Source organism: Pontibacter coccineus (assembly GCF_030546575.1).
GTDB classification, from domain to species: Bacteria; Bacteroidota; Bacteroidia; order Cytophagales; family Hymenobacteraceae; genus Pontibacter; species Pontibacter coccineus.
In genome coordinates this window covers 62,189-78,611 of the sequence record NZ_JAUOTN010000010.1, presented here as the reverse complement: position 1 = coordinate 78,611, position 16,423 = coordinate 62,189, and the positions used below count along the sequence as shown (strand labels likewise).

The following is a 16,423-nucleotide window of genomic DNA, read 5'->3' as shown; positions in this document are numbered from 1 at the left end:
GGCGGCTTAATTGCTTTTAAATGAAGCGCTTCGGGGTATGTTCCGAAAAATTTATGGTTCAAATCACAACGCCACGCCACATTCTCTAGTATATTGATTTAATTATATACGGCAGATTGCACCTGCTTTGGGGAGCTTTGTGTAAGACAAGCTCTTTTTTATAACCAACCGTGCAACTAATCTGTTCATTTTTAAAAACTAAGGACTCTTAACAAAACAGTATACATATGGCACTTTCAAGAATCACTTATCAAAAGGTATCACTGAAATATGGTATTTTCGTAGGTATAGCGCACGTGCTCTTTTTCCTGGTCATGCGCCTGCTTAACCTGCAGAACAGGGTGGAGCTTTCGTTTCTGAGTGCGATCTTCCTGATCATAGGTATAACGGTTGCTATTTCGCAATTCAAAAAGGCGAAAGGAGGGGACATCAATTATTTCCAGGGACTGGCGATCGGCGCTACCACCGGCGTGGTGTCCTCTACAATTCTGGCCCTGTTCATGGTCATCTACTTAACCACGTTAGACACGGCATACCTGGCCAGTCTGCAGTCCAGTTCGCTGTTCCCGGTTAGTTTGTCGGTTCTGTCGTTCTTTGTGCTCACTATTATTTACGGTACCATTCCGGGCTTTATTATCGCTTTTGTGGCCATGCAGTGGTTTAAGCGGGAAGAACATGCCATTCAGGAGCGTATCTGATCGTAGCGTTCTACGATTAGCAGAATTATAATTAAGATAAGGCACACCCGAAGCACCTACTATGGAAAAAATTGGCCTAAAATACGGCCTATTTACGGCACTGGCACTCATTGGCTACTTCTTGCTCATGAAGCTCGTTGGCCTGGAGCACATCATTGAGTTGCGTTTCCTAAACGGCGTGATTATGGCAATTGGGGTAACGATGGCCATCCGGGGATTAAAAAAAATGCGGCAGGGTGATATTGGTTATTTTGAGGGCCTGGGAACAGGCATCATTACCTCGGCCCTTGCAACCGTTGTGTTTGCCGCGTTTATGGTCGTCTACATAAAAACATTTGATAACAGACTGCTAAGTGTACTGGCCGGGAATCAGTACTTCGGCGAAAGGATGGCCATTACGCCTGGTGTCGTTATTTTTATGGTGTTGATGCTGGAAGGTGTGATTTCGGGCTTCATGGTGTCGTTTATTGCGATGCAGTGGTTTAAACGACGCGACCACAAGGTGCCCGGTAGTCCCTGATCGGATTTTACCTATACCTGAGATACAAAAAGAGAGGCGACCCGCTAAATTCCGGGTCGCCTCTCTTTTTGTATTTTATTGCCTGATCAACTCACCAGGTTATCTGGCCGCTGTATGATTTGTACAACTACTTCATGTAAATCACCTTCCTCATCTTTTAATTTATAAATCACCATAGGGTTATCTACGTCATGTATCGGCGTGATATTGACAACTTTGCCCACATCGAGCCTGTCTTCGAGTTGCTGTGCTAAGTCCTGAAATGCCTTGGCAAAACTAACCTCCAGCGAGCTGGGATTATAATATTTAGTCTTCATGGTTTTTTCACTTTATATGGTGGGAGCCGCTGCTGCGAAACCGGTGGCCATTGTTAAAATACTATTTCGAGTGTTTGTTTTGTATACTATTCTGCAGGGGCTTAGTTACGATATAGCTAATTTTGAATACAAGTTATTTTTATAATTTAAAAATATATTAAAGTCTTTCTATTTGGTGTGCAAATGGGTTATTCTGTGCTATTAGAAAAATCTAAAACAAGTGTGTTTTTAGGCAGAACCAAAACAATATAATTCCGTTCATAACACTATATAATTTAGTCTAGCCAGGTGATGGCATAATACCCGCATACCATGAAAAGAATTATACCATTTTTAATCATACTAGGATTGACCTTTAACACGGCTTACGCGCAGCGCCTGACAGAGACTGACGACGAGTTGGATAAGAAAGTGCTGGCCATCAGCCTGAGCGGGCCTCAGATGGCGCTACTGGAAATGAAGCGCGAACTGAATCTAAGCGATGAGCAAATGAAGCAAGTTGAACTGCTTCACGAAGAACGCTACCAACTGATGTCGGAAGCTGAACTGATACAGGAAGACCCGATTGAACTGCAGCGCACTTTCAGAGAAATACAGATGCAGCATGACAAGGTAATGGCTGGTATTCTGAGTGAAAAACAGCTAAAGCACTTCCTTGAATTGGAAGGACGCCAGCACGTTAACATGCTTACCGGGAAAGAGGAAGAATAACATCCGAAGGATGGCAATCAAAAAAGCCCGCTGTAAGGCGGGCTTTTTGCGTTATTTTGAAACAGGTACCGGACGCAGGTAAGTAATTTCGCTTACTTTACTCAAAGCATTAAAGCGGACCTCAGCCCGGTTAGCTTCGGAGAGTTTGTTACGCTCCTTGCACTGCGAGCCCGGCTCAAAGTAGTAGATGAAGACGCGTTGCCCCCGTCGCATCAGTTGCTCCGCATCGGGCTTGCCGAGGATATCTTTTACCTCCGCTTCAGGGCGTCCGTACAGGTCGCGGCGGATGGTCTCAAAGTCGCTGACCATGGTGCTTCGTTGTCCCTGGCAACCTTTTTTATCTTGCTGCCATTTTTCACTATCGAAGCCTGAAATGCGGGCAGGGTCGGCGCAGCCCATCAGCATGATCAGGAACAGGGCGTAGAAGGAGTACGTTTTCATGTGCTATTCTCTTACCTCAAAATTGCAGCTTCCGGCCTTGGCATACAAGCAAATGCGGTAATTTATATAACAGGAGCTGCCAGGGGCAAAATAAATTATTCTGCCTCGTATACTAAGTTTCAGGTATACAAACGTTTAGCATATACACCCGGCCGCTGGGGCGGTTGTAAAGCTACAAATTGGATATAAGCATCCCTAAGGGGAACAATTGTTGTGTTTTTTCCTGTTAGTACTGTAATTGCGTAAAACCTGATAAGAATACTGACTCTATGATAAGAACCATTGTTACTTCCTTTGCCCTGAGTTTCATGCTGATTTCTACCCCTGGCGGGGCGCGAAACGACGAATCTGATCCGATGGGTCGCACAGCTGAAACTGTTTTGACTTCCACTTCACTTGCCAACCTTTCTTTTGCCGAGAAGAAACTCGCCTTCGAAGAGCATGTGCAGGAGGTGTATAACAGATCGGGATTACAAAAGACAGGGCTTTCTTACAGTGTATTTGAGCGTGCCTATACCGGTTACCACAATTTCAAGCAGGACGAACTGACAGCCGCTGACAAGCAGATCCTGACGGTGGTTGATTTTACCAAGCCGAGCAGCCAGAAGCGTATGTGGATCATTGACCTGGATGCAGGCAAAGTGCTCTACAACAACCTGGTGGCGCATGGCCGGAATACAGGCAACGTTAAAGCAGAGAAGTTCTCAAACGAGCCTAATTCCAACATGAGCAGCATGGGCTTCTACCTGACCGATAAAACCTATCATGGCAAGCATGGGCTTTCGCTTCGTTTGTCAGGTATGGATGAGCAATATAACTCGAAAGCCATGGAGCGTGCCATCGTATTGCATGGCGCTGACTACGTGAGCGATGATTTTGTGAAGCAGTATGGCCGGCTGGGCCGCAGCCTGGGTTGCCCGGCAGTGCCAAGAGCTATTTCCGGTGAGGTCATCGAACTGATCAAGAATAATACGGTGCTCTACATTCACAGTGCAGACAAGGCCTATACCTCTGACTACCTCAACACAGAAAGAGCCGTTGAAGGCTTTGCTTTGCTTCAGGATATGCTGCCAACGAACGCATAGATTAATTAAAAACATACAAAAAAGCCACGCCGATAACCGACGTGGCTTTTTTCATTTTAACATTTCTTACACTTACGTCTGGTCTTTTGTTGTCTTCACCAGGTTGATACCCGCAAAGAAAAAGATCAGTCCTACAATAAAAGGGACTGCAGCCGTGTACTTGCCGACAGCAGCGCCGTCGCCTCCCATAATAAAGGCATAAGCGCCCCAGATGATGCCGACTATACCTAATATGGTCAGAATGGCACCGAATGTTCTTTTCATATTCATAATATTCTGTTTTAATTGAAGCTGATTTTGCAGCGATTTTAGTGTATTACGAAATTCATATAAAATAGGGTAGCTATTTATGAATTCTTACACCATGTCGGACCAACAGTCTCTATTATTTTCATGGCGATTGCGTATACTTTCTAGTACAATAAAAGTATATGATGAGGCAGCGCATCCGGCCGACGTGAATACCTTTCGCAAACTAAGCCGTTGAGCAACGCACATGCAAAACATTTAACCAGAATCGTGTTGATATAGAGTAACATGAGAGCAGTCATGAAATTTATCGTCGCAATCCTGATTGCGGCAGTATCGCTGGTCACGTATTGGTGCAACAGGCAGGAAAATGAATTTACCGGCCAGATGCAGCACGTAGATATGACCGTAGAACAGGAGATCGCCCTTGGATTACAGACCGCCCCGCAGATGGCTTCACAATATGGAGGGATGCACCCGGACGAACAGGCGAGAGCCCAGGTGAACGCCATCGGGCAGCGGCTTGTCCGGAGTACCCGCGCTGGCGAAACTCCCTACCAGTTTGACTTTCATCTGCTGGCCGATGAGAAGACCGTCAATGCCTTCGCCCTGCCTGGCGGGCAGATCTTCATCACAGCGGGTCTGCTTCGCCGCCTGAGTTCTGAGGCGCAACTGGCCGGCGTGCTGGGCCACGAGATTGGGCATGTCGTCGGACGGCACTCCGCCCAGCAGTTAGCCAAGGCAAAGCTCACCCAGGGCCTGACCGGTGCTGCAGCCATTGCCACTTACGATCCGGAAAACCCAGCCTCCCGTACCGGCGCCGTGGCTGCCGCCATGATCGGCAAGCTGATGAACATGCGTTATGGCCGGGAAGATGAACTGGAGTCGGACAGGCTAGCTGTGCGCCTGACCGGTGAGGCTGGTTATGACCCGCGGGCTATGATCGGGGTAATGCGGGTGCTGGAGGAGGCCAGCGGTGGTGCCAGTGGTCCTGAGTTTGCGCAAACGCATCCCAATCCTGGTAACCGGATCGCGGAAATAGAACGTGCCATCCAGGAGGAATATCCAAGCGGTCTTCCCGCCGGCCTGGTTGAATAAGCCCGTGCCTTAAACTAGAAATTGACACCACGACATGGGAAAGCAAAAGGAAAAAAAGTTCAGCAACCTGCTGTTTGTTGTTAACCCTATAGCGGGGGATATAGACAAGGAAGAACTGGAGGATGAAATTAAGACAGAGTGTGCTGAACATCAAATGAAGTGCACCATCTACCGCACGACAGGCCAGCAAGATTTAGAGCATATCAAGCAGCTGATAGAGGAAAACACCTTTGACGCTGTTTTTGCGGTAGGGGGAGATGGTACAGTGAGTCTGGTTGGCGCCTTGCTGATAGGCACTCAAACCCCGTTGGGTATTATTCCGCTTGGCTCGGGCAATGGACTCTCCAAAGATTTGGGTATACCGCAAGATACAGAGGAGGCCCTCCAACTGATCCACGAACATGTGGTGCGCAACATCGACACCATCGACCTGAACGGGAAGCCTTCGATCCATCTCAGTGATCTGGGGTTTAATGCCCTGGTCGTAAAGCGCTTTTGCGAAGGGGATAAGCGCGGTCCAGGTGCCTATGCCTGGATAGCCCTGCAGGAGTACATAAATTACGAACCGAAGTTCTATCGCATTGAGACCGACACCGAGAATTTTGAGGGGGAGGCTTTTATGGTGACCATAGCCAATGCCAACGCTTTCGGGAGCAATGCCGCTATTAACCCCAGCGGTATTCTAAACGACGGCCGCTTTGAGATTTGTCTGATTGAGCCCTTCCCGAAAGCTGCCGCGCCCGTTCTGCTGGTACGGATGTACACCGACAATATTGACGGCTCCATCTATACCCGCCGCATCAGCTGCCGCAAGGCAACCGTCTACAACGTAGACCATGAGGTAGTGCACATTGACGGCGAGCCAGCTGAGTTGGATGAGGTGATAAAAGTGACGATGCACCCCAAAAGCCTGAAAGTTATACTTCCTATACCTGAGGAGTCCTAATCTAGAGCTATACCTGCTGCGTCTGCTCTTTTGGTTGCAGAACGGGGCCAAGCTCTTTTCGGAATACGACGGCTCCTGGTATTGAAACGTCTTCCGCTTCCGTGACCGCCAGTGCCTCTATCCATAACTCTCCGGTGTCGTAGTAGTTGAGCACAAAGAAGCCCCGCTGCTCCAGCGTAAAGGTGGCTTTGCCTCCTTTTTTTACAAATGAGGTTTTGCTACCCGATCCGCTCACAATGTAATGGTTATCCCGCACCTCAAAATGCTGCAGGTTATGGTCGTGCCCCGCCACATACACAATGTTACTGTACTGATGGAAGATACGGAGCAGGCGCTTGCGCATCTTGCGGTATTTCCGGTGCGACATGTCTTCGTAGGCTCCAAATAGCTGGCGGTAAAACGGGTATAGCGATCCGAAAATAGGCAATGGAATATAGAAACGTTTGTGTGCGGCCGTCAGCGGAAAGATGTGCTGCTTTACTGTGAACTTGCCGCCGTGCAGTGCATTGCTATAAAGCGGGTGGTGCGCTGCCACCACAATGCGCTGGTGCCTGTTCCGGCGCAGGATCTGGTTCAGGCGCAGAAAAAATTCCTCTATGTCATCATAAGCACACCCTTGTGATGGCCCCATCGGCTTTTCGCCGCGTTGCACCCACCACTGCGTGTTGATGATCACCAGCTGCAACCCTTCTGCCAGTTGTATAGCCTCCGGTCCCGGGCATCCGTGGCGGGGAAGGTAACTGTTTTCATCCTGCAGCGTGTCGACCACGTATTTTTCCTGTCGCAGCATATACTCCAGCCCTTTTTTGCGCCCTTTGTTCCAGTCGTGGTTACCGCTCAGAAAAATCTTGCGTCCCCCGTAAGCGCCCATTTGCTGCAGCAGGAAATCCATACGCTCTTTGGCGGCAGGGTAGTGGCGGTGTGTTTCAGCAGGCATCCCTACCGGGTATAAATTGTCCCCCAGGAACAGGACGCTTCCTTCAGGGCCTGTGGTTTGCTGCCACTCCCCCAGGAGCCGCATAACAGGGTCTGTGCCGTCGGTCGCTACGTAGCCCACATCGCCCATGAACGCGATGCTGTGCACCAGCCGTGCCTCCGGCTTGGGAAGGCATTTGCGCCACCCTACGTCCGAGAGCTTGTAGAATGGCTTGTTGCGGTACTTGAGCTCCTGCCAGTAGCTGAACAGCCCAAAAACCAAAAACAGCACGGTAGGTATGATAATAAAGTATAGGAGCATCAGAAGTTGGGTGGGGTGAGGTTTTTGAAATGACCGTTGAGCTTGACACGCTCCTTGAGTTTTTCGGTTTCGGCTACAATGGGCAATACCTGCAACAGATGCTGCAAAATCATCTCTTGACGCAAGCCTTCACTATTGCACTGCAATAAAGTATATTCCTGCTCCGTATTGAGTCCCAGATGATGGCCAACATCATATGAGGTAAAGTTCTCGGGCAGGTCCAGAAAGATGTTGCTTATACCTAAGGCCGTGTACAGTTCCCGTAGTTTTTCGCGTATTTGTTCCTTTGTCACGATGTCCTCGTCAGCCAGATTCTCTACTTCCTCTACCTGCCCACCTGCATAAAGCCTGCCGGGTGCCTGTTTTTCAAATTCCAGTATTTTGAATATACCTAAACCCTGTGTACGAATGTCCATCTCGCCGCTTTCGTATTTCTTCTCAACCTGCAGCAGCTTGATTTCCGTGCCGTAGAGGCCTACGCTGTTGTTGATGAACGTGGGTATGCCGAACGTGTTGCCGCTTTCGAGGCAGTCGTAGACCAGCTGCTTGTAGCGGGGCTCGAAAATGTGCAGGTTTAGTTTCTCACCCGGAAATACCACGATATTCAGAGGGAATAAGGGCAGGTATTTTTGCATGGTCTTTTCTTTAGCTGAGTAACAGACAAGTATGGGTTTTGTATATGGAATACGGGTATGTTTAGGCACGTGTTAAGTAAAACGATTCAGGCAGCCTGCTTTTGTTGCATTATAAGCCAAAACACTTAGCTTTGCGCACTTATTTTTGACCGCTTAAAATGAAGAAGAAACGGCTGGGCTTTCGTGAGATCAGGCTTATCATCACAAAGCTTTTGCTGAGCCTCGTGCTCCTGAGTGTGCTGTGGGTGTTGGTATACCGTTGGGTGGCTCCTCCCGCGACACTGCATATGGTAAAGCGCCGTGCCGAAGCCGGAACGACAGGCAAGGATAACCCCGCAATCAGGTATAAGTTCGTTTCCCTGGAGGAGATGTCGGAGCAGTTGCCACTGGCCGTGGTAGCCTCCGAAGACCAGCTTTTCTTGGAGCACAGCGGTTTTGACTTCGATGCCATTGCCGATGCCTTCAAGCGTAATCAGAAGGGGAAGAACATCAGGGGCGGCAGTACCATCAGCCAGCAAGTGGCCAAGAACGTGTTCCTGTGGCATGGCCGCAGTTACCTGCGCAAAGGCGTAGAGGCTTACTTTACATTTCTGATCGAAGTGCTGTGGGGCAAGCAACGCATCCTGGAGGTATACCTGAACATTGCGGAGATGGGAGATGGGGTGTTTGGCGTGGAAGCAGCTTCTCAAAAGTATTTTAACAAACCGGCCTCGGAGGTTGGACGTCAGGAGTCGGCACGGCTGGCAGCCGTGCTTCCCAACCCGATCCGCTATTCCGCAGGAAGGCCGTCGGCTTACGTGTTGGGCAGGCAGCGACGTATAGCCCGCGCCATGGGCCGACTGGGTGGAACTACTTATATCAAAACCATACTTCCCGAAAAAGATGAAAAGAAATAGGTTTATCTACGCACTGGCTTTAGGTATAGGCTTGTCGCTCACAGCTTGTCAGCAGAACGAAGAGAAGCAGGTAGAGCTGACCACCAATGCCCCTGCCCAGCACGACACAGCGGCGGCAGAAGCGCAGGTGCGCGACATGCTGGCCGCGCAATCGGTCTGCTGGAGCCAGGGCAACCTCGAGTGCTTTATGCAGGACTACTGGAAATCGGACTCGTTGCTGTTTGTCGGTAAAAGCGGCCTGACCTATGGCTGGCAAAAGACCTTGGACAACTACCGCAAGAGTTATCCTGATCCGGCAGCCATGGGCAAACTGACCTTCGACCTGAAAGAGATGCGGCACCTGGCTGCAGACCACATGCTGGTGGTAGGCAAATGGCATCTGCAGCGCGAAGCTGAACTAGGCGACCTGCAAGGCCATTTCTCTATTATCATCAAGCGCTTCCCCGAAGGCTGGAAGATCATAGCAGACCATTCGAGTTAGTAAATGAGTGATGGAGTGACTGAGTGAATTGGTGATTGAGAGAATGTGCTGTTAGTGTATGATTTCAATCATTGAATTAACAATTTAACAATCAACAATTGGAACTCACTCCATCACCAACTCACTCAATCCCTAAATTACTCATCTCCCTCGGCATCCACTTTAGTTTCTCTGGCTATTTCCGGAATTTCTTCCGTGAAGATGTAACCGCATTTGGCTGCGTGTTCAGCGGCTTCCGGGGTCTGTTTCACAAGTACCATTTCTACTTCTTTGCTATCCTTAAACCCGTCGAAGATGCTGACTACTTTGGTGGTGTGTTTCTCGATGTTCACATCCCGAATGTAGATGGCCAGCACGCGGCCCGGGTGCTTTCGCACTACTTCGGCGTAAATTTCGGCATCCTGTTGCCCGCTGTCACCAATTAAAATGAATTTAAGCTCCGGGTAGGTGATCAGAATGTTCTCGATTTCCTTGTATTTATGGCTCATGTGGTCGGAGGAGCCAAGCTTGCTCTCATCTATTCCGAAGTCGCGAAGCAGGAGCGGACCTTGTGGTATTTCGTTCAGCTCCAGAAAATGGTATAGCAGGTCGTACGTGTTCCAGGGACTGCTCGAGACATAGAAGAATGGGTTGTTGCGTTTGCCATTACGCCCCAGTTGCAGGGACTTGTAGAAGGAGGCCACCCCGTGGAAAGGTATACGGGAGTGCGCATTGTTGAGGAGTACGTTCCGGCCGGTCTGCAGCAGGCTCGTGGCGCCCGTCCGCACGATGGTGTCGTCTATGTCGCTGATGATGCCATACTCGGCATCTGGAGGTGGAACGAGCACATGTGCCTGCGCCTTTACCGGACCTTCCATCTCAACCGGAGATGCTGAAAGGGTGATATCAATGGTGTGCCATATATCCGATAACTCAAGCGGCTTTTCAGGTGCGAGGTTCAGTACAAAATAGCCTTCCACATCCGTTGTGATTTCATGCTTCTGATCTCCCAGACACAGCTCTACACGTGCTCCCGGTATCTCACGGCTGTTGAAACGCTTGTACATATTCAGGATATTCTCCCAAAGCGAATCATTCTCTTCTGACAAGGTAATCCCCTTATCGACCAGCACGCGGCCTTTCACATACAGGCGGGTAGGGGTGCCATAGCTGCGGTAGGCCATGATGTGCAGCGGCCCGAACATGTTGAGCTTGCGACGCAGATTAAATGTCAGGGTGTCAAAGCTTTCCTCTGCTTTCAAAATAGCCTTCGCAGCAGTAGTCTTTATCTTTTTCATAGTCGGCAGGTATAGAGGTGAAACAGAAAGGCCTGCCTTGCGACAGACCTTTGCGTGTTACAGGTTCAGGCTTTTTTTCAGCTCATTGAAGTCCGTGTTGGCGGCTCCGTCTGTCGCGCAACCGCGCTGCTTGGCCTGCTGCTGTATGTTTTCTACGCGGTTGTCCGGGTTCGGGTGCGTGCTCAGGAACTCAGGCGGGTTGCTTCCCTGTGCCTGGGAGTTGAGCTTCACAAAGAAACCGGCTGCACCATCGCAGGCATAGTAATCGGTACCATCCAAGTATACCACCGAGGCGTTGTCGGCCTCAGTCTCGGCTCCCCGGCTAAAACGCAGACCGGCCAGTGTACCTGCCAGTTGGGCGGCAATTTGTTGTAGTGTGCCTGCATTGTTGCCAAGAGCTACGGAGAGCAGCAGGGCTATACCATAGTCGCGTTGCAGCTGCTGCACACTGTGGCGCTTGTCGGCGTGGGCAATTTCGTGGGCCAGCACCCCGGCAAAGTGGTCTTCGTCATCCAGGAACTTCATCAAGCCAGTGTATACATAAATGTGCCCTCCCGGCGCTGCGAAAGCGTTCAGCGTTTCGCGATCGTCAATGATCTTCACCGTCCAGACAAACTCGTTCCTGTACTTGATCTCGCCGGAGCTGAGCACACGGTTCACAATGCGGTCGAGGTGGGTGTATGCTTTTTTTACATTGGCGTTGGTAGAGGTGCGTTCCAGCAGCTTGCCTTGTGCGCGGAAGGTAGAGTCAACCTGCTGCGAAACTTGCTCACCCAGTCGGATGTCGTCCTGAATGGAGAAGATCACGCCCTCATTGTCTTTGCAACTGCTCATGAAAAACACGCTGACAAAGACAAGCAGCCAGGGCGTAGTACGATTGATATACTTCATCATTTGATTAAGAGTGGTAAAATGAGTTTTAGCTATGCGCAGGTATAGGCTGTAAAAACATACCCTGCGACTGGCTTAAAACTAAAGCGAATAGATTTTAGTATGCCCTTACGGATTAAAATTAGCCATGGTTGGAAGGTGCGCTGAAGTAAACAACCCAGAAATCGGTGCAAATAAAAAAGCCCCTGAATTTCAGGGGCTTTTTCTAAGTGTAGTATGGTTTATTTTACGGATGAGGTACCTACGGGGTTGCCGTTGGTATCCAGCTCCACCACTTCGTAGCTCAGTTTCTGCAGTTCAGGCAGTACCGTCTTCTTGTCGCCCACTACCACGATGTGCATCTTGTCGGATGGCAGGTGCTTGGCTGCCAAAGCGTCAATTTCTTGCTTCGTGATGTTATTCAAAATCTGTGTCTGCTTGCTTACGTAATCCTTCTTCAGGTCGTAGCGCAGGATGCGGCCCAGGAAGTTCGCCTTTTGGGCAGGCGTTTCGTACTGGCGGGCATCTGACTGACCGATCGAGTTCTTCATAAACTGCAGTTCATCTTCTGTGATGCCTTTGGTTCTGTAATCGTTGATCTCTTTCATGAACTCCACTACAGAAGCAGCCGTGGCATCGGCACGCACACCGGCAGAAGCCGTGTACGGACCTGCAAAGCGGCTGCCACCGAAGCCGGAGCGGGCACCATAGGTATAGCCTTTGTCTTCGCGCAGGTTCAGGTTGATGCGGCTGTTAAAGGCACCACCCAGCACAAAGTTCATCAGCGAAGTTCTGTAGTACTCACCGGTCGCGTCGTAAGGCATGCCCACGTAACCAATCCTGATTTCGGACTGTGCGGCATCCGGCTTGTCCACGAAATAGATTTTGGTGGCTGCATTAGCGGGCGCTTTCACGTCAGCAGGCACGGTCACATTTTTCTTCTTCCATTTTTTCAGGAAGTCCAGTTTGCCGATGATCTCCTTCTCGTTGATATCGCCTACCACTACCAGCTCAGAACCAGTAGGCGTGAAGTTGGCCGCGTAGAACTGCTTCACATCATCCAGTGTGATGCTGGTTACTGACTCTGTTGTACCCGAGGTTGGGATGGCCATGATGTGGTTATCGCCATAAAGCAGTTTGTTGTACACGCTGCTGGCAATGGCCGTCGGCTGTGTGGACTGGTTGGCTATACCTTCCAGCTGCTGCTTCTTCAGGCGATCAAAGTCATCCTGTGCGAACTTCGGACGGAACAGGCGCTCTTCGAGCAGCACCAGTGTCTTGTCCAGATTCTTCTTCAGCGACTGCACCGTTACATAAGTGTCTTCAGTGCCGGAGCCGATGCGGATCGAGCTACCCAGTTTGTCGAGCTCGCTGGTGAAGTCTTCCGAAGTATAGTTTTCGGTGTCTTCGTTCATCAGAGACGCTGTAAGCGAAGCGATGCCTGCTTTGCCCGTGTTATTGGCCAGCAAGCGGTGTCCGCCAGGTATAGTCAGCTGCAGCGTTACGGTTGGTATCTCGTCCGATTTGGTACCGATCACCTTCATGCCGTTCTTGAACTTCGAAGTATAGAAGTTCGGTACGCTCACGGCTTTGGCCTGACCCGCTACCGGGCGTTTGGTGCGGTCGAATGTGTCCACTGCCTTGGTATAGCTCAGGACGCTGTAGTCCTGCGGCTCGGCTACTGATACTTTGGTGTCAACCGTATAGTTGTCGGCTTTGGCCACCATCTCTGGCTTACCTTTCGGCACCACGCTCAGGATAACGGAAGGCTTGCCTTTAATGTACTGGTTGTACACACGCATCACGTCTGCTTTGGTCAGCGCGTTGATACGGCGAATTTCTTCCTGCAGGTAGTTCGGGTTGTTGCGGAAGGTTTCGTAAGAAGCCAGCTGTGACACTTTGCCGCTCACGCTTGCCATTCTGTTCACCAGGCTCGACTCAGCAGAGGCTTTGTAGCGCTGCAGGTCTTCGTCGGTCACACCGCGTGTTTCAAATTCAGCGATAGACTTGCGCAGGAGCTCCTCCATCTGAGCCAAAGTGCTGTTTGGATAGGCCATAATGCTGATACCAAATTCACCGGCAAGCTCCGAGGTAGAGTTCATGGCAGAAGCCTGCAGGGCTTTCTGCTCTTTCACAAAGTTTTTGTAGAAGATAGAGTTACGTCCCTGTCCCAGAATTTCAGCCAGTACGTCCAGCGCGTGCTCGTCTTTGTGACCAGCTTCCGGCACCGGGTACGTTACGCGCAGCATCGGGAAGCGCACATTGTCTTCGTAAGAGATATAGCGGTCTGCGTTAAGCGAAGCAACCATTGGCTTCATGTCCTGCACGGCCGGGCCGGTAGGTATAGCGCCAAAGTATTTCTCCACCAGCTTCACTACATCAGCCGGGTTTACGTCGCCACCTACTGTTACCGTTGCGTTGTTTGGTCCGTACCAGCGCAGGAAGAAGTTTTTCAGGTCTTCTACGTTTACGCGGTTCAGGTCTTCGATGTAACCGATCGTGGTCCAGGAGTAAGGGTGACCGTGCGGGTAAAGGTGCTGTGATGTTTTCTCGTACACGAGTCCGTAAGGACGGTTGTCGTAGTTCTGACCACGCTCGTTTTTCACGGTTTCGCGCTGTACCTCAAATTTCTTCTGGGTTACAGCGTCCAGCAAGAAGCCCATACGATCGGCCTCCAGCCACAGCGCTGTCTCCAGTTGGTTGCTCGGTACGGTTTCGAAATAGTTGGTGCGGTCGCGGTTGGTGGTGCCGTTTAGCGTACCACCTGCATCCGATACGATCTTGAAGTGCTCCTCGTCGGCTACGTTGTCGGAGCCCTGGAACATCATGTGCTCAAAGAAGTGCGCGAAACCGGACTTGCCTACTTCTTCGCGGGCGGAGCCTACGTGGTAGGTTACGTCCACATGCACTACCGGATCGGAGTGATCTTCGTGCACGATCAGGGTGAGGCCATTGGCCAGTTTATACTTTTCGTAAGGTATAACCAGCTCATCGCTTTTCTTGGTTACCTTCTCCACGAGTTTTGTCTGCGCCTCGGCTGCACTGACCACACTGGCCGTAAGCACGATACTCAAACCGATTTTCTGTAGCATATAATTTGTTTTAGGTGAACGATTGGTCTTGTGTTAGGACCAATATAACACATAAAGGTTTAATGCTATAAGAAAATATAGACGAACGCCTATTTTGTCTCGGCAAACACCTGTTTAGCGAACATAACGGACACGGCCAGTGTCAGCAAAGCAACCACCAGCATGGCCGTTGTTAGCAGAAAAGCCATACCTGCGGTGTGTGTGGAGTTGGGCTCCGGCGCTTCCTGCACCATCTCCAGCAGGCGAATAAAATAGGTGCCCGAGCGCCAGCCCAGCAGCAGCGTGAGCAGTCCTGCCTCGCCGGTGCCGAGCAAGAAACCCCAGCGCTGTTTTCTGTTCAGGAAGTGACCTGCCACCAGCGCCAGCAGGCCACCGGCTATACCTGTGAAGAGGGCGGTTTGGGCCTGCTCGCCGGCTACGTCTACGGCCACAGCGCCACAGCCCAGCAGGAACACACCAAAAAAAGCGTAGAGGTAAGAAATCTGTTTATGGATGGTCATGGAGTATATCGTTATGCAGAGGCAAATATAAGCGGAAATGTTGAGGAGGTATAGGCAAAAGCTGTTAGGCAGCTTCTATCGCTGATAACTTTTGCATGGGTTTTATGTATTATAGGCAGCAGGCGCCTAATGCCTGAGCGAATGACAAAGAAAGAACTACACAATTTATATAAAGATCCTGCCCTCTCAGCGGAGTGGGCGGGCCTGCGCTATACCTCTGACGAAAGGCCGGGCATCACCCGAAAAAAGGCCGGCACAGGCTTCTACTACCTCGACTCAAAAGGTGAGAAGGTGACAGACGAAAAGACACTTGAGCGCATCAAAAAGCTGGTGATACCGCCTGCCTGGACCGAAGTCTGGATCGCGAAAACTGCCCGGGGACACTTGCAGGCCACCGGGCGTGATGACAAAGGGCGCAAGCAGTATATTTACCACAATGAGTGGCAGCATGCCCGCAACCTGACCAAGTTCGGCCGCATGATCACGTTTGGTAAGTCATTGCCCACGCTACGCGAGCAGGTTCAGCAAGACATACAGTCCCGTCAGCTCGACAAGCGCAAAGTGACGGCGCTGGTCGTGTCGATCATGGACAACGCGCTGATCCGGGTCGGCAACCGCGCTTATGCCAAATCAAACAAATCGTATGGGCTTACCACGCTGCGCGACCGGCACGTGACGTTCAATGGCCACACCGTCACCTTTTCCTTTGTGGGCAAGAAAGGGGTAGAGCAGAAAATTGACCTGAAAGACAGGCGACTGGCGCAGCTCGTGAAGAAGTGCAAAGAGATACCGGGCTATGACCTGTTTCAGTATTATGACGAAGCCGGCGAGCGGCAAACGTTGGAGTCAGGGGACGTGAATGAATACCTGCGGGCGGTGACCGCTTATGATTTCACAGCGAAGGATTTCAGGACCTGGGGTGGCACCGTGCGCATGGTGGAGTGCCTGGAGCGCGTCATCGACGAGAAGCCTGAGATCGACAAGGAGAAAGGTATAAAAGAGGCGGTGAAGGAGGTGGCCAAGGGCCTTGGTAACACGCCGACGGTCTGCAGCAAATACTACATTCACCCTGAAGTGGTGAACCTCTTCCGGGAAGACAAACTGATGAGCTTCCTCAAAAAGCACGATCCCACCAAATCCAAGACCGAACATCTCACGAATATGGAAAATTTTGTGCTGAAAATGCTGGAGAAAAGCCTGAAGAGTTGAGGAGTTTGGGAGTTAGAAAGTTTAAGAGTGGTATAGGCTGCATTGACTACTCATTTTATAACGAAATAAGATCAGTGTGCTCCTAAAAGGGAGTTTAAGTTTTTAGCCTGTTACCACAGATAAAACATACTGACATCTGTCCGCTCGGTTTCAGATTCCTT

18 protein-coding genes are annotated in these 16,423 nt (G+C 50.4%); 9 read left to right on the top strand and 9 right to left on the bottom strand.

The genetic code is table 11. The features are described from left to right. Nucleotides 1-227 precede the first annotated feature (227 nt). Both Q4E40_RS18995 and Q4E40_RS18990 read left to right on the top strand, forming a co-directional pair. A complete protein-coding gene (locus tag Q4E40_RS18995) occupies nucleotides 228-698 on the top strand; it encodes a DUF4199 domain-containing protein (protein WP_303414479.1) in 471 nt (156 codons plus the stop codon). Between the two features lie 61 nt (nucleotides 699-759). After that, nucleotides 760-1,218 (top strand): DUF4199 domain-containing protein, encoded by a 459-nt coding sequence (locus tag Q4E40_RS18990; RefSeq protein ID WP_303414476.1) that lies wholly within the window; start codon nucleotides 760-762, stop codon nucleotides 1,216-1,218. 86 nt (nucleotides 1,219-1,304) lie between these two features. Here Q4E40_RS18990 and Q4E40_RS18985 read toward each other — a convergent pair whose 3' ends face one another. Continuing rightward, nucleotides 1,305-1,535, bottom strand: a complete 231-nt coding sequence (locus Q4E40_RS18985; protein WP_303414475.1) for a hypothetical protein — start codon at nucleotides 1,533-1,535, stop codon at nucleotides 1,305-1,307. A gap of 312 nt (nucleotides 1,536-1,847) precedes the next feature. Between Q4E40_RS18985 and Q4E40_RS18980 the strand changes: the two genes are divergently transcribed. Further along, nucleotides 1,848-2,246, top strand: coding sequence for a hypothetical protein (locus Q4E40_RS18980; protein ID WP_303414472.1), 399 nt, complete (start codon nucleotides 1,848-1,850; stop codon nucleotides 2,244-2,246). A 51-nt stretch (nucleotides 2,247-2,297) separates the two neighbouring features. Here the strand turns inward: Q4E40_RS18980 and Q4E40_RS18975 are convergent, their stop codons facing one another. Further along, complete coding sequence (locus tag Q4E40_RS18975; protein ID WP_303414470.1) at nucleotides 2,298-2,687, bottom strand: hypothetical protein; 390 nt, start codon at nucleotides 2,685-2,687, stop codon at nucleotides 2,298-2,300. A gap of 269 nt (nucleotides 2,688-2,956) precedes the next feature. Here Q4E40_RS18975 and Q4E40_RS18970 point away from each other — a divergent pair, with 269 nt between their 5' ends. Beyond that, entirely contained in the window at nucleotides 2,957-3,772 is an 816-nt protein-coding gene (locus Q4E40_RS18970; protein WP_303414468.1) for a murein L,D-transpeptidase catalytic domain family protein, read from the top strand. Between the two features lie 72 nt (nucleotides 3,773-3,844). On the opposite strand, the gene Q4E40_RS18965 is transcribed toward Q4E40_RS18970, so the two are convergent. Further along, nucleotides 3,845-4,042: a hypothetical protein gene (locus Q4E40_RS18965; protein WP_303414466.1), complete on the bottom strand. Its 198-nt coding sequence runs from the start codon at nucleotides 4,040-4,042 to the stop codon at nucleotides 3,845-3,847. Nucleotides 4,043-4,321: 279 nt separating this feature from the next. Between Q4E40_RS18965 and Q4E40_RS18960 the strand changes: the two genes are divergently transcribed. Together Q4E40_RS18960 and Q4E40_RS18955 are read left to right on the top strand one after the other, a co-directional pair. Continuing rightward, the gene (locus Q4E40_RS18960; protein WP_303414463.1) at nucleotides 4,322-5,119 is read left to right on the top strand and encodes a M48 family metalloprotease; all 798 of its coding nucleotides are present in this window, start codon (nucleotides 4,322-4,324) and stop codon (nucleotides 5,117-5,119) included. Nucleotides 5,120-5,153: 34 nt separating this feature from the next. Then, nucleotides 5,154-6,065, top strand: coding sequence for a diacylglycerol/lipid kinase family protein (locus tag Q4E40_RS18955; protein ID WP_303414460.1), 912 nt, complete (start codon nucleotides 5,154-5,156; stop codon nucleotides 6,063-6,065). A gap of 7 nt (nucleotides 6,066-6,072) precedes the next feature. On the opposite strand, the gene Q4E40_RS18950 is transcribed toward Q4E40_RS18955, so the two are convergent. Together Q4E40_RS18950 and Q4E40_RS18945 are read right to left on the bottom strand one after the other, a co-directional pair. After that, a complete protein-coding gene (locus Q4E40_RS18950) occupies nucleotides 6,073-7,302 on the bottom strand; it encodes a metallophosphoesterase (RefSeq protein WP_303414458.1) in 1,230 nt (409 codons plus the stop codon). Beyond that, complete coding sequence (locus Q4E40_RS18945) at nucleotides 7,302-7,937, bottom strand: LON peptidase substrate-binding domain-containing protein (RefSeq protein ID WP_303414455.1); 636 nt, start codon at nucleotides 7,935-7,937, stop codon at nucleotides 7,302-7,304. Before Q4E40_RS18945 ends, Q4E40_RS18950 begins: the two co-directional genes overlap by 1 nt. 158 nt (nucleotides 7,938-8,095) lie before the next feature. Here Q4E40_RS18945 and mtgA point away from each other — a divergent pair, with 158 nt between their 5' ends. Both mtgA and Q4E40_RS18935 read left to right on the top strand, forming a co-directional pair. Then, nucleotides 8,096-8,833, top strand: a complete 738-nt coding sequence (mtgA, locus tag Q4E40_RS18940; protein ID WP_303414452.1) for a monofunctional biosynthetic peptidoglycan transglycosylase — start codon at nucleotides 8,096-8,098, stop codon at nucleotides 8,831-8,833. Next, entirely contained in the window at nucleotides 8,820-9,314 is a 495-nt protein-coding gene (locus Q4E40_RS18935) for a YybH family protein (RefSeq protein ID WP_303414449.1), read from the top strand. The genes mtgA and Q4E40_RS18935 overlap by 14 nt, the downstream gene beginning before the upstream one ends. Nucleotides 9,315-9,451: 137 nt before the next feature. Here the strand turns inward: Q4E40_RS18935 and Q4E40_RS18930 are convergent, their stop codons facing one another. From Q4E40_RS18930 to Q4E40_RS18915, 4 genes are all read right to left on the bottom strand, one after another. Then, nucleotides 9,452-10,591: an App1 family protein phosphatidate phosphatase gene (locus tag Q4E40_RS18930; RefSeq protein ID WP_303414446.1), complete on the bottom strand. Its 1,140-nt coding sequence runs from the start codon at nucleotides 10,589-10,591 to the stop codon at nucleotides 9,452-9,454. A 57-nt stretch (nucleotides 10,592-10,648) separates the two neighbouring features. Next, complete coding sequence (locus Q4E40_RS18925) at nucleotides 10,649-11,485, bottom strand: M48 family metalloprotease (RefSeq protein WP_303414443.1); 837 nt, start codon at nucleotides 11,483-11,485, stop codon at nucleotides 10,649-10,651. Nucleotides 11,486-11,703: 218 nt separating this feature from the next. Beyond that, complete coding sequence (locus Q4E40_RS18920) at nucleotides 11,704-14,553, bottom strand: M16 family metallopeptidase (protein ID WP_303414440.1); 2,850 nt, start codon at nucleotides 14,551-14,553, stop codon at nucleotides 11,704-11,706. Between the two features lie 89 nt (nucleotides 14,554-14,642). After that, the gene (locus Q4E40_RS18915) at nucleotides 14,643-15,053 is read right to left on the bottom strand and encodes a hypothetical protein (RefSeq protein WP_303414439.1); all 411 of its coding nucleotides are present in this window, start codon (nucleotides 15,051-15,053) and stop codon (nucleotides 14,643-14,645) included. 141 nt (nucleotides 15,054-15,194) lie between these two features. Between Q4E40_RS18915 and Q4E40_RS18910 the strand changes: the two genes are divergently transcribed. After that, entirely contained in the window at nucleotides 15,195-16,262 is a 1,068-nt protein-coding gene (locus Q4E40_RS18910) for a DNA topoisomerase IB (RefSeq protein WP_303414437.1), read from the top strand. The last annotated feature ends 161 nt before the right edge of the window (nucleotides 16,263-16,423 follow it).

Excerpts from the sequence above, each read along its gene's own strand:
- Q4E40_RS18950 (WP_303414458.1), bottom strand. The coding sequence starts at position 7,302 with ATGCTCCTATACTTTATTATCATACCTACCGTGCTGTTTTTGGTTTTT.
- Q4E40_RS18985 (WP_303414475.1), bottom strand. The coding sequence starts at position 1,535 with ATGAAGACTAAATATTATAATCCCAGCTCGCTGGAGGTTAGTTTTGCC.
- Q4E40_RS18960 (WP_303414463.1), top strand. The coding sequence starts at position 4,322 with ATGAAATTTATCGTCGCAATCCTGATTGCGGCAGTATCGCTGGTCACG.
- Q4E40_RS18995 (WP_303414479.1), top strand. The coding sequence starts at position 228 with ATGGCACTTTCAAGAATCACTTATCAAAAGGTATCACTGAAATATGGT.
- Q4E40_RS18965 (WP_303414466.1), bottom strand. The coding sequence starts at position 4,042 with ATGAATATGAAAAGAACATTCGGTGCCATTCTGACCATATTAGGTATA.
- Q4E40_RS18935 (WP_303414449.1), top strand. The coding sequence starts at position 8,820 with ATGAAAAGAAATAGGTTTATCTACGCACTGGCTTTAGGTATAGGCTTG.
- mtgA (WP_303414452.1), top strand. The coding sequence starts at position 8,096 with ATGAAGAAGAAACGGCTGGGCTTTCGTGAGATCAGGCTTATCATCACA.
- Q4E40_RS18915 (WP_303414439.1), bottom strand. The coding sequence starts at position 15,053 with ATGACCATCCATAAACAGATTTCTTACCTCTACGCTTTTTTTGGTGTG.
- Q4E40_RS18930 (WP_303414446.1), bottom strand. The coding sequence starts at position 10,591 with ATGAAAAAGATAAAGACTACTGCTGCGAAGGCTATTTTGAAAGCAGAG.
- Q4E40_RS18970 (WP_303414468.1), top strand. The coding sequence starts at position 2,957 with ATGATAAGAACCATTGTTACTTCCTTTGCCCTGAGTTTCATGCTGATT.
- Q4E40_RS18980 (WP_303414472.1), top strand. The coding sequence starts at position 1,848 with ATGAAAAGAATTATACCATTTTTAATCATACTAGGATTGACCTTTAAC.
- Q4E40_RS18990 (WP_303414476.1), top strand. The coding sequence starts at position 760 with ATGGAAAAAATTGGCCTAAAATACGGCCTATTTACGGCACTGGCACTC.
- Q4E40_RS18945 (WP_303414455.1), bottom strand. The coding sequence starts at position 7,937 with ATGCAAAAATACCTGCCCTTATTCCCTCTGAATATCGTGGTATTTCCG.
- Q4E40_RS18925 (WP_303414443.1), bottom strand. The coding sequence starts at position 11,485 with ATGATGAAGTATATCAATCGTACTACGCCCTGGCTGCTTGTCTTTGTC.
- Q4E40_RS18975 (WP_303414470.1), bottom strand. The coding sequence starts at position 2,687 with ATGAAAACGTACTCCTTCTACGCCCTGTTCCTGATCATGCTGATGGGC.
- Q4E40_RS18955 (WP_303414460.1), top strand. The coding sequence starts at position 5,154 with ATGGGAAAGCAAAAGGAAAAAAAGTTCAGCAACCTGCTGTTTGTTGTT.
- Q4E40_RS18920 (WP_303414440.1), bottom strand. The coding sequence starts at position 14,553 with ATGCTACAGAAAATCGGTTTGAGTATCGTGCTTACGGCCAGTGTGGTC.
- Q4E40_RS18910 (WP_303414437.1), top strand. The coding sequence starts at position 15,195 with ATGACAAAGAAAGAACTACACAATTTATATAAAGATCCTGCCCTCTCA.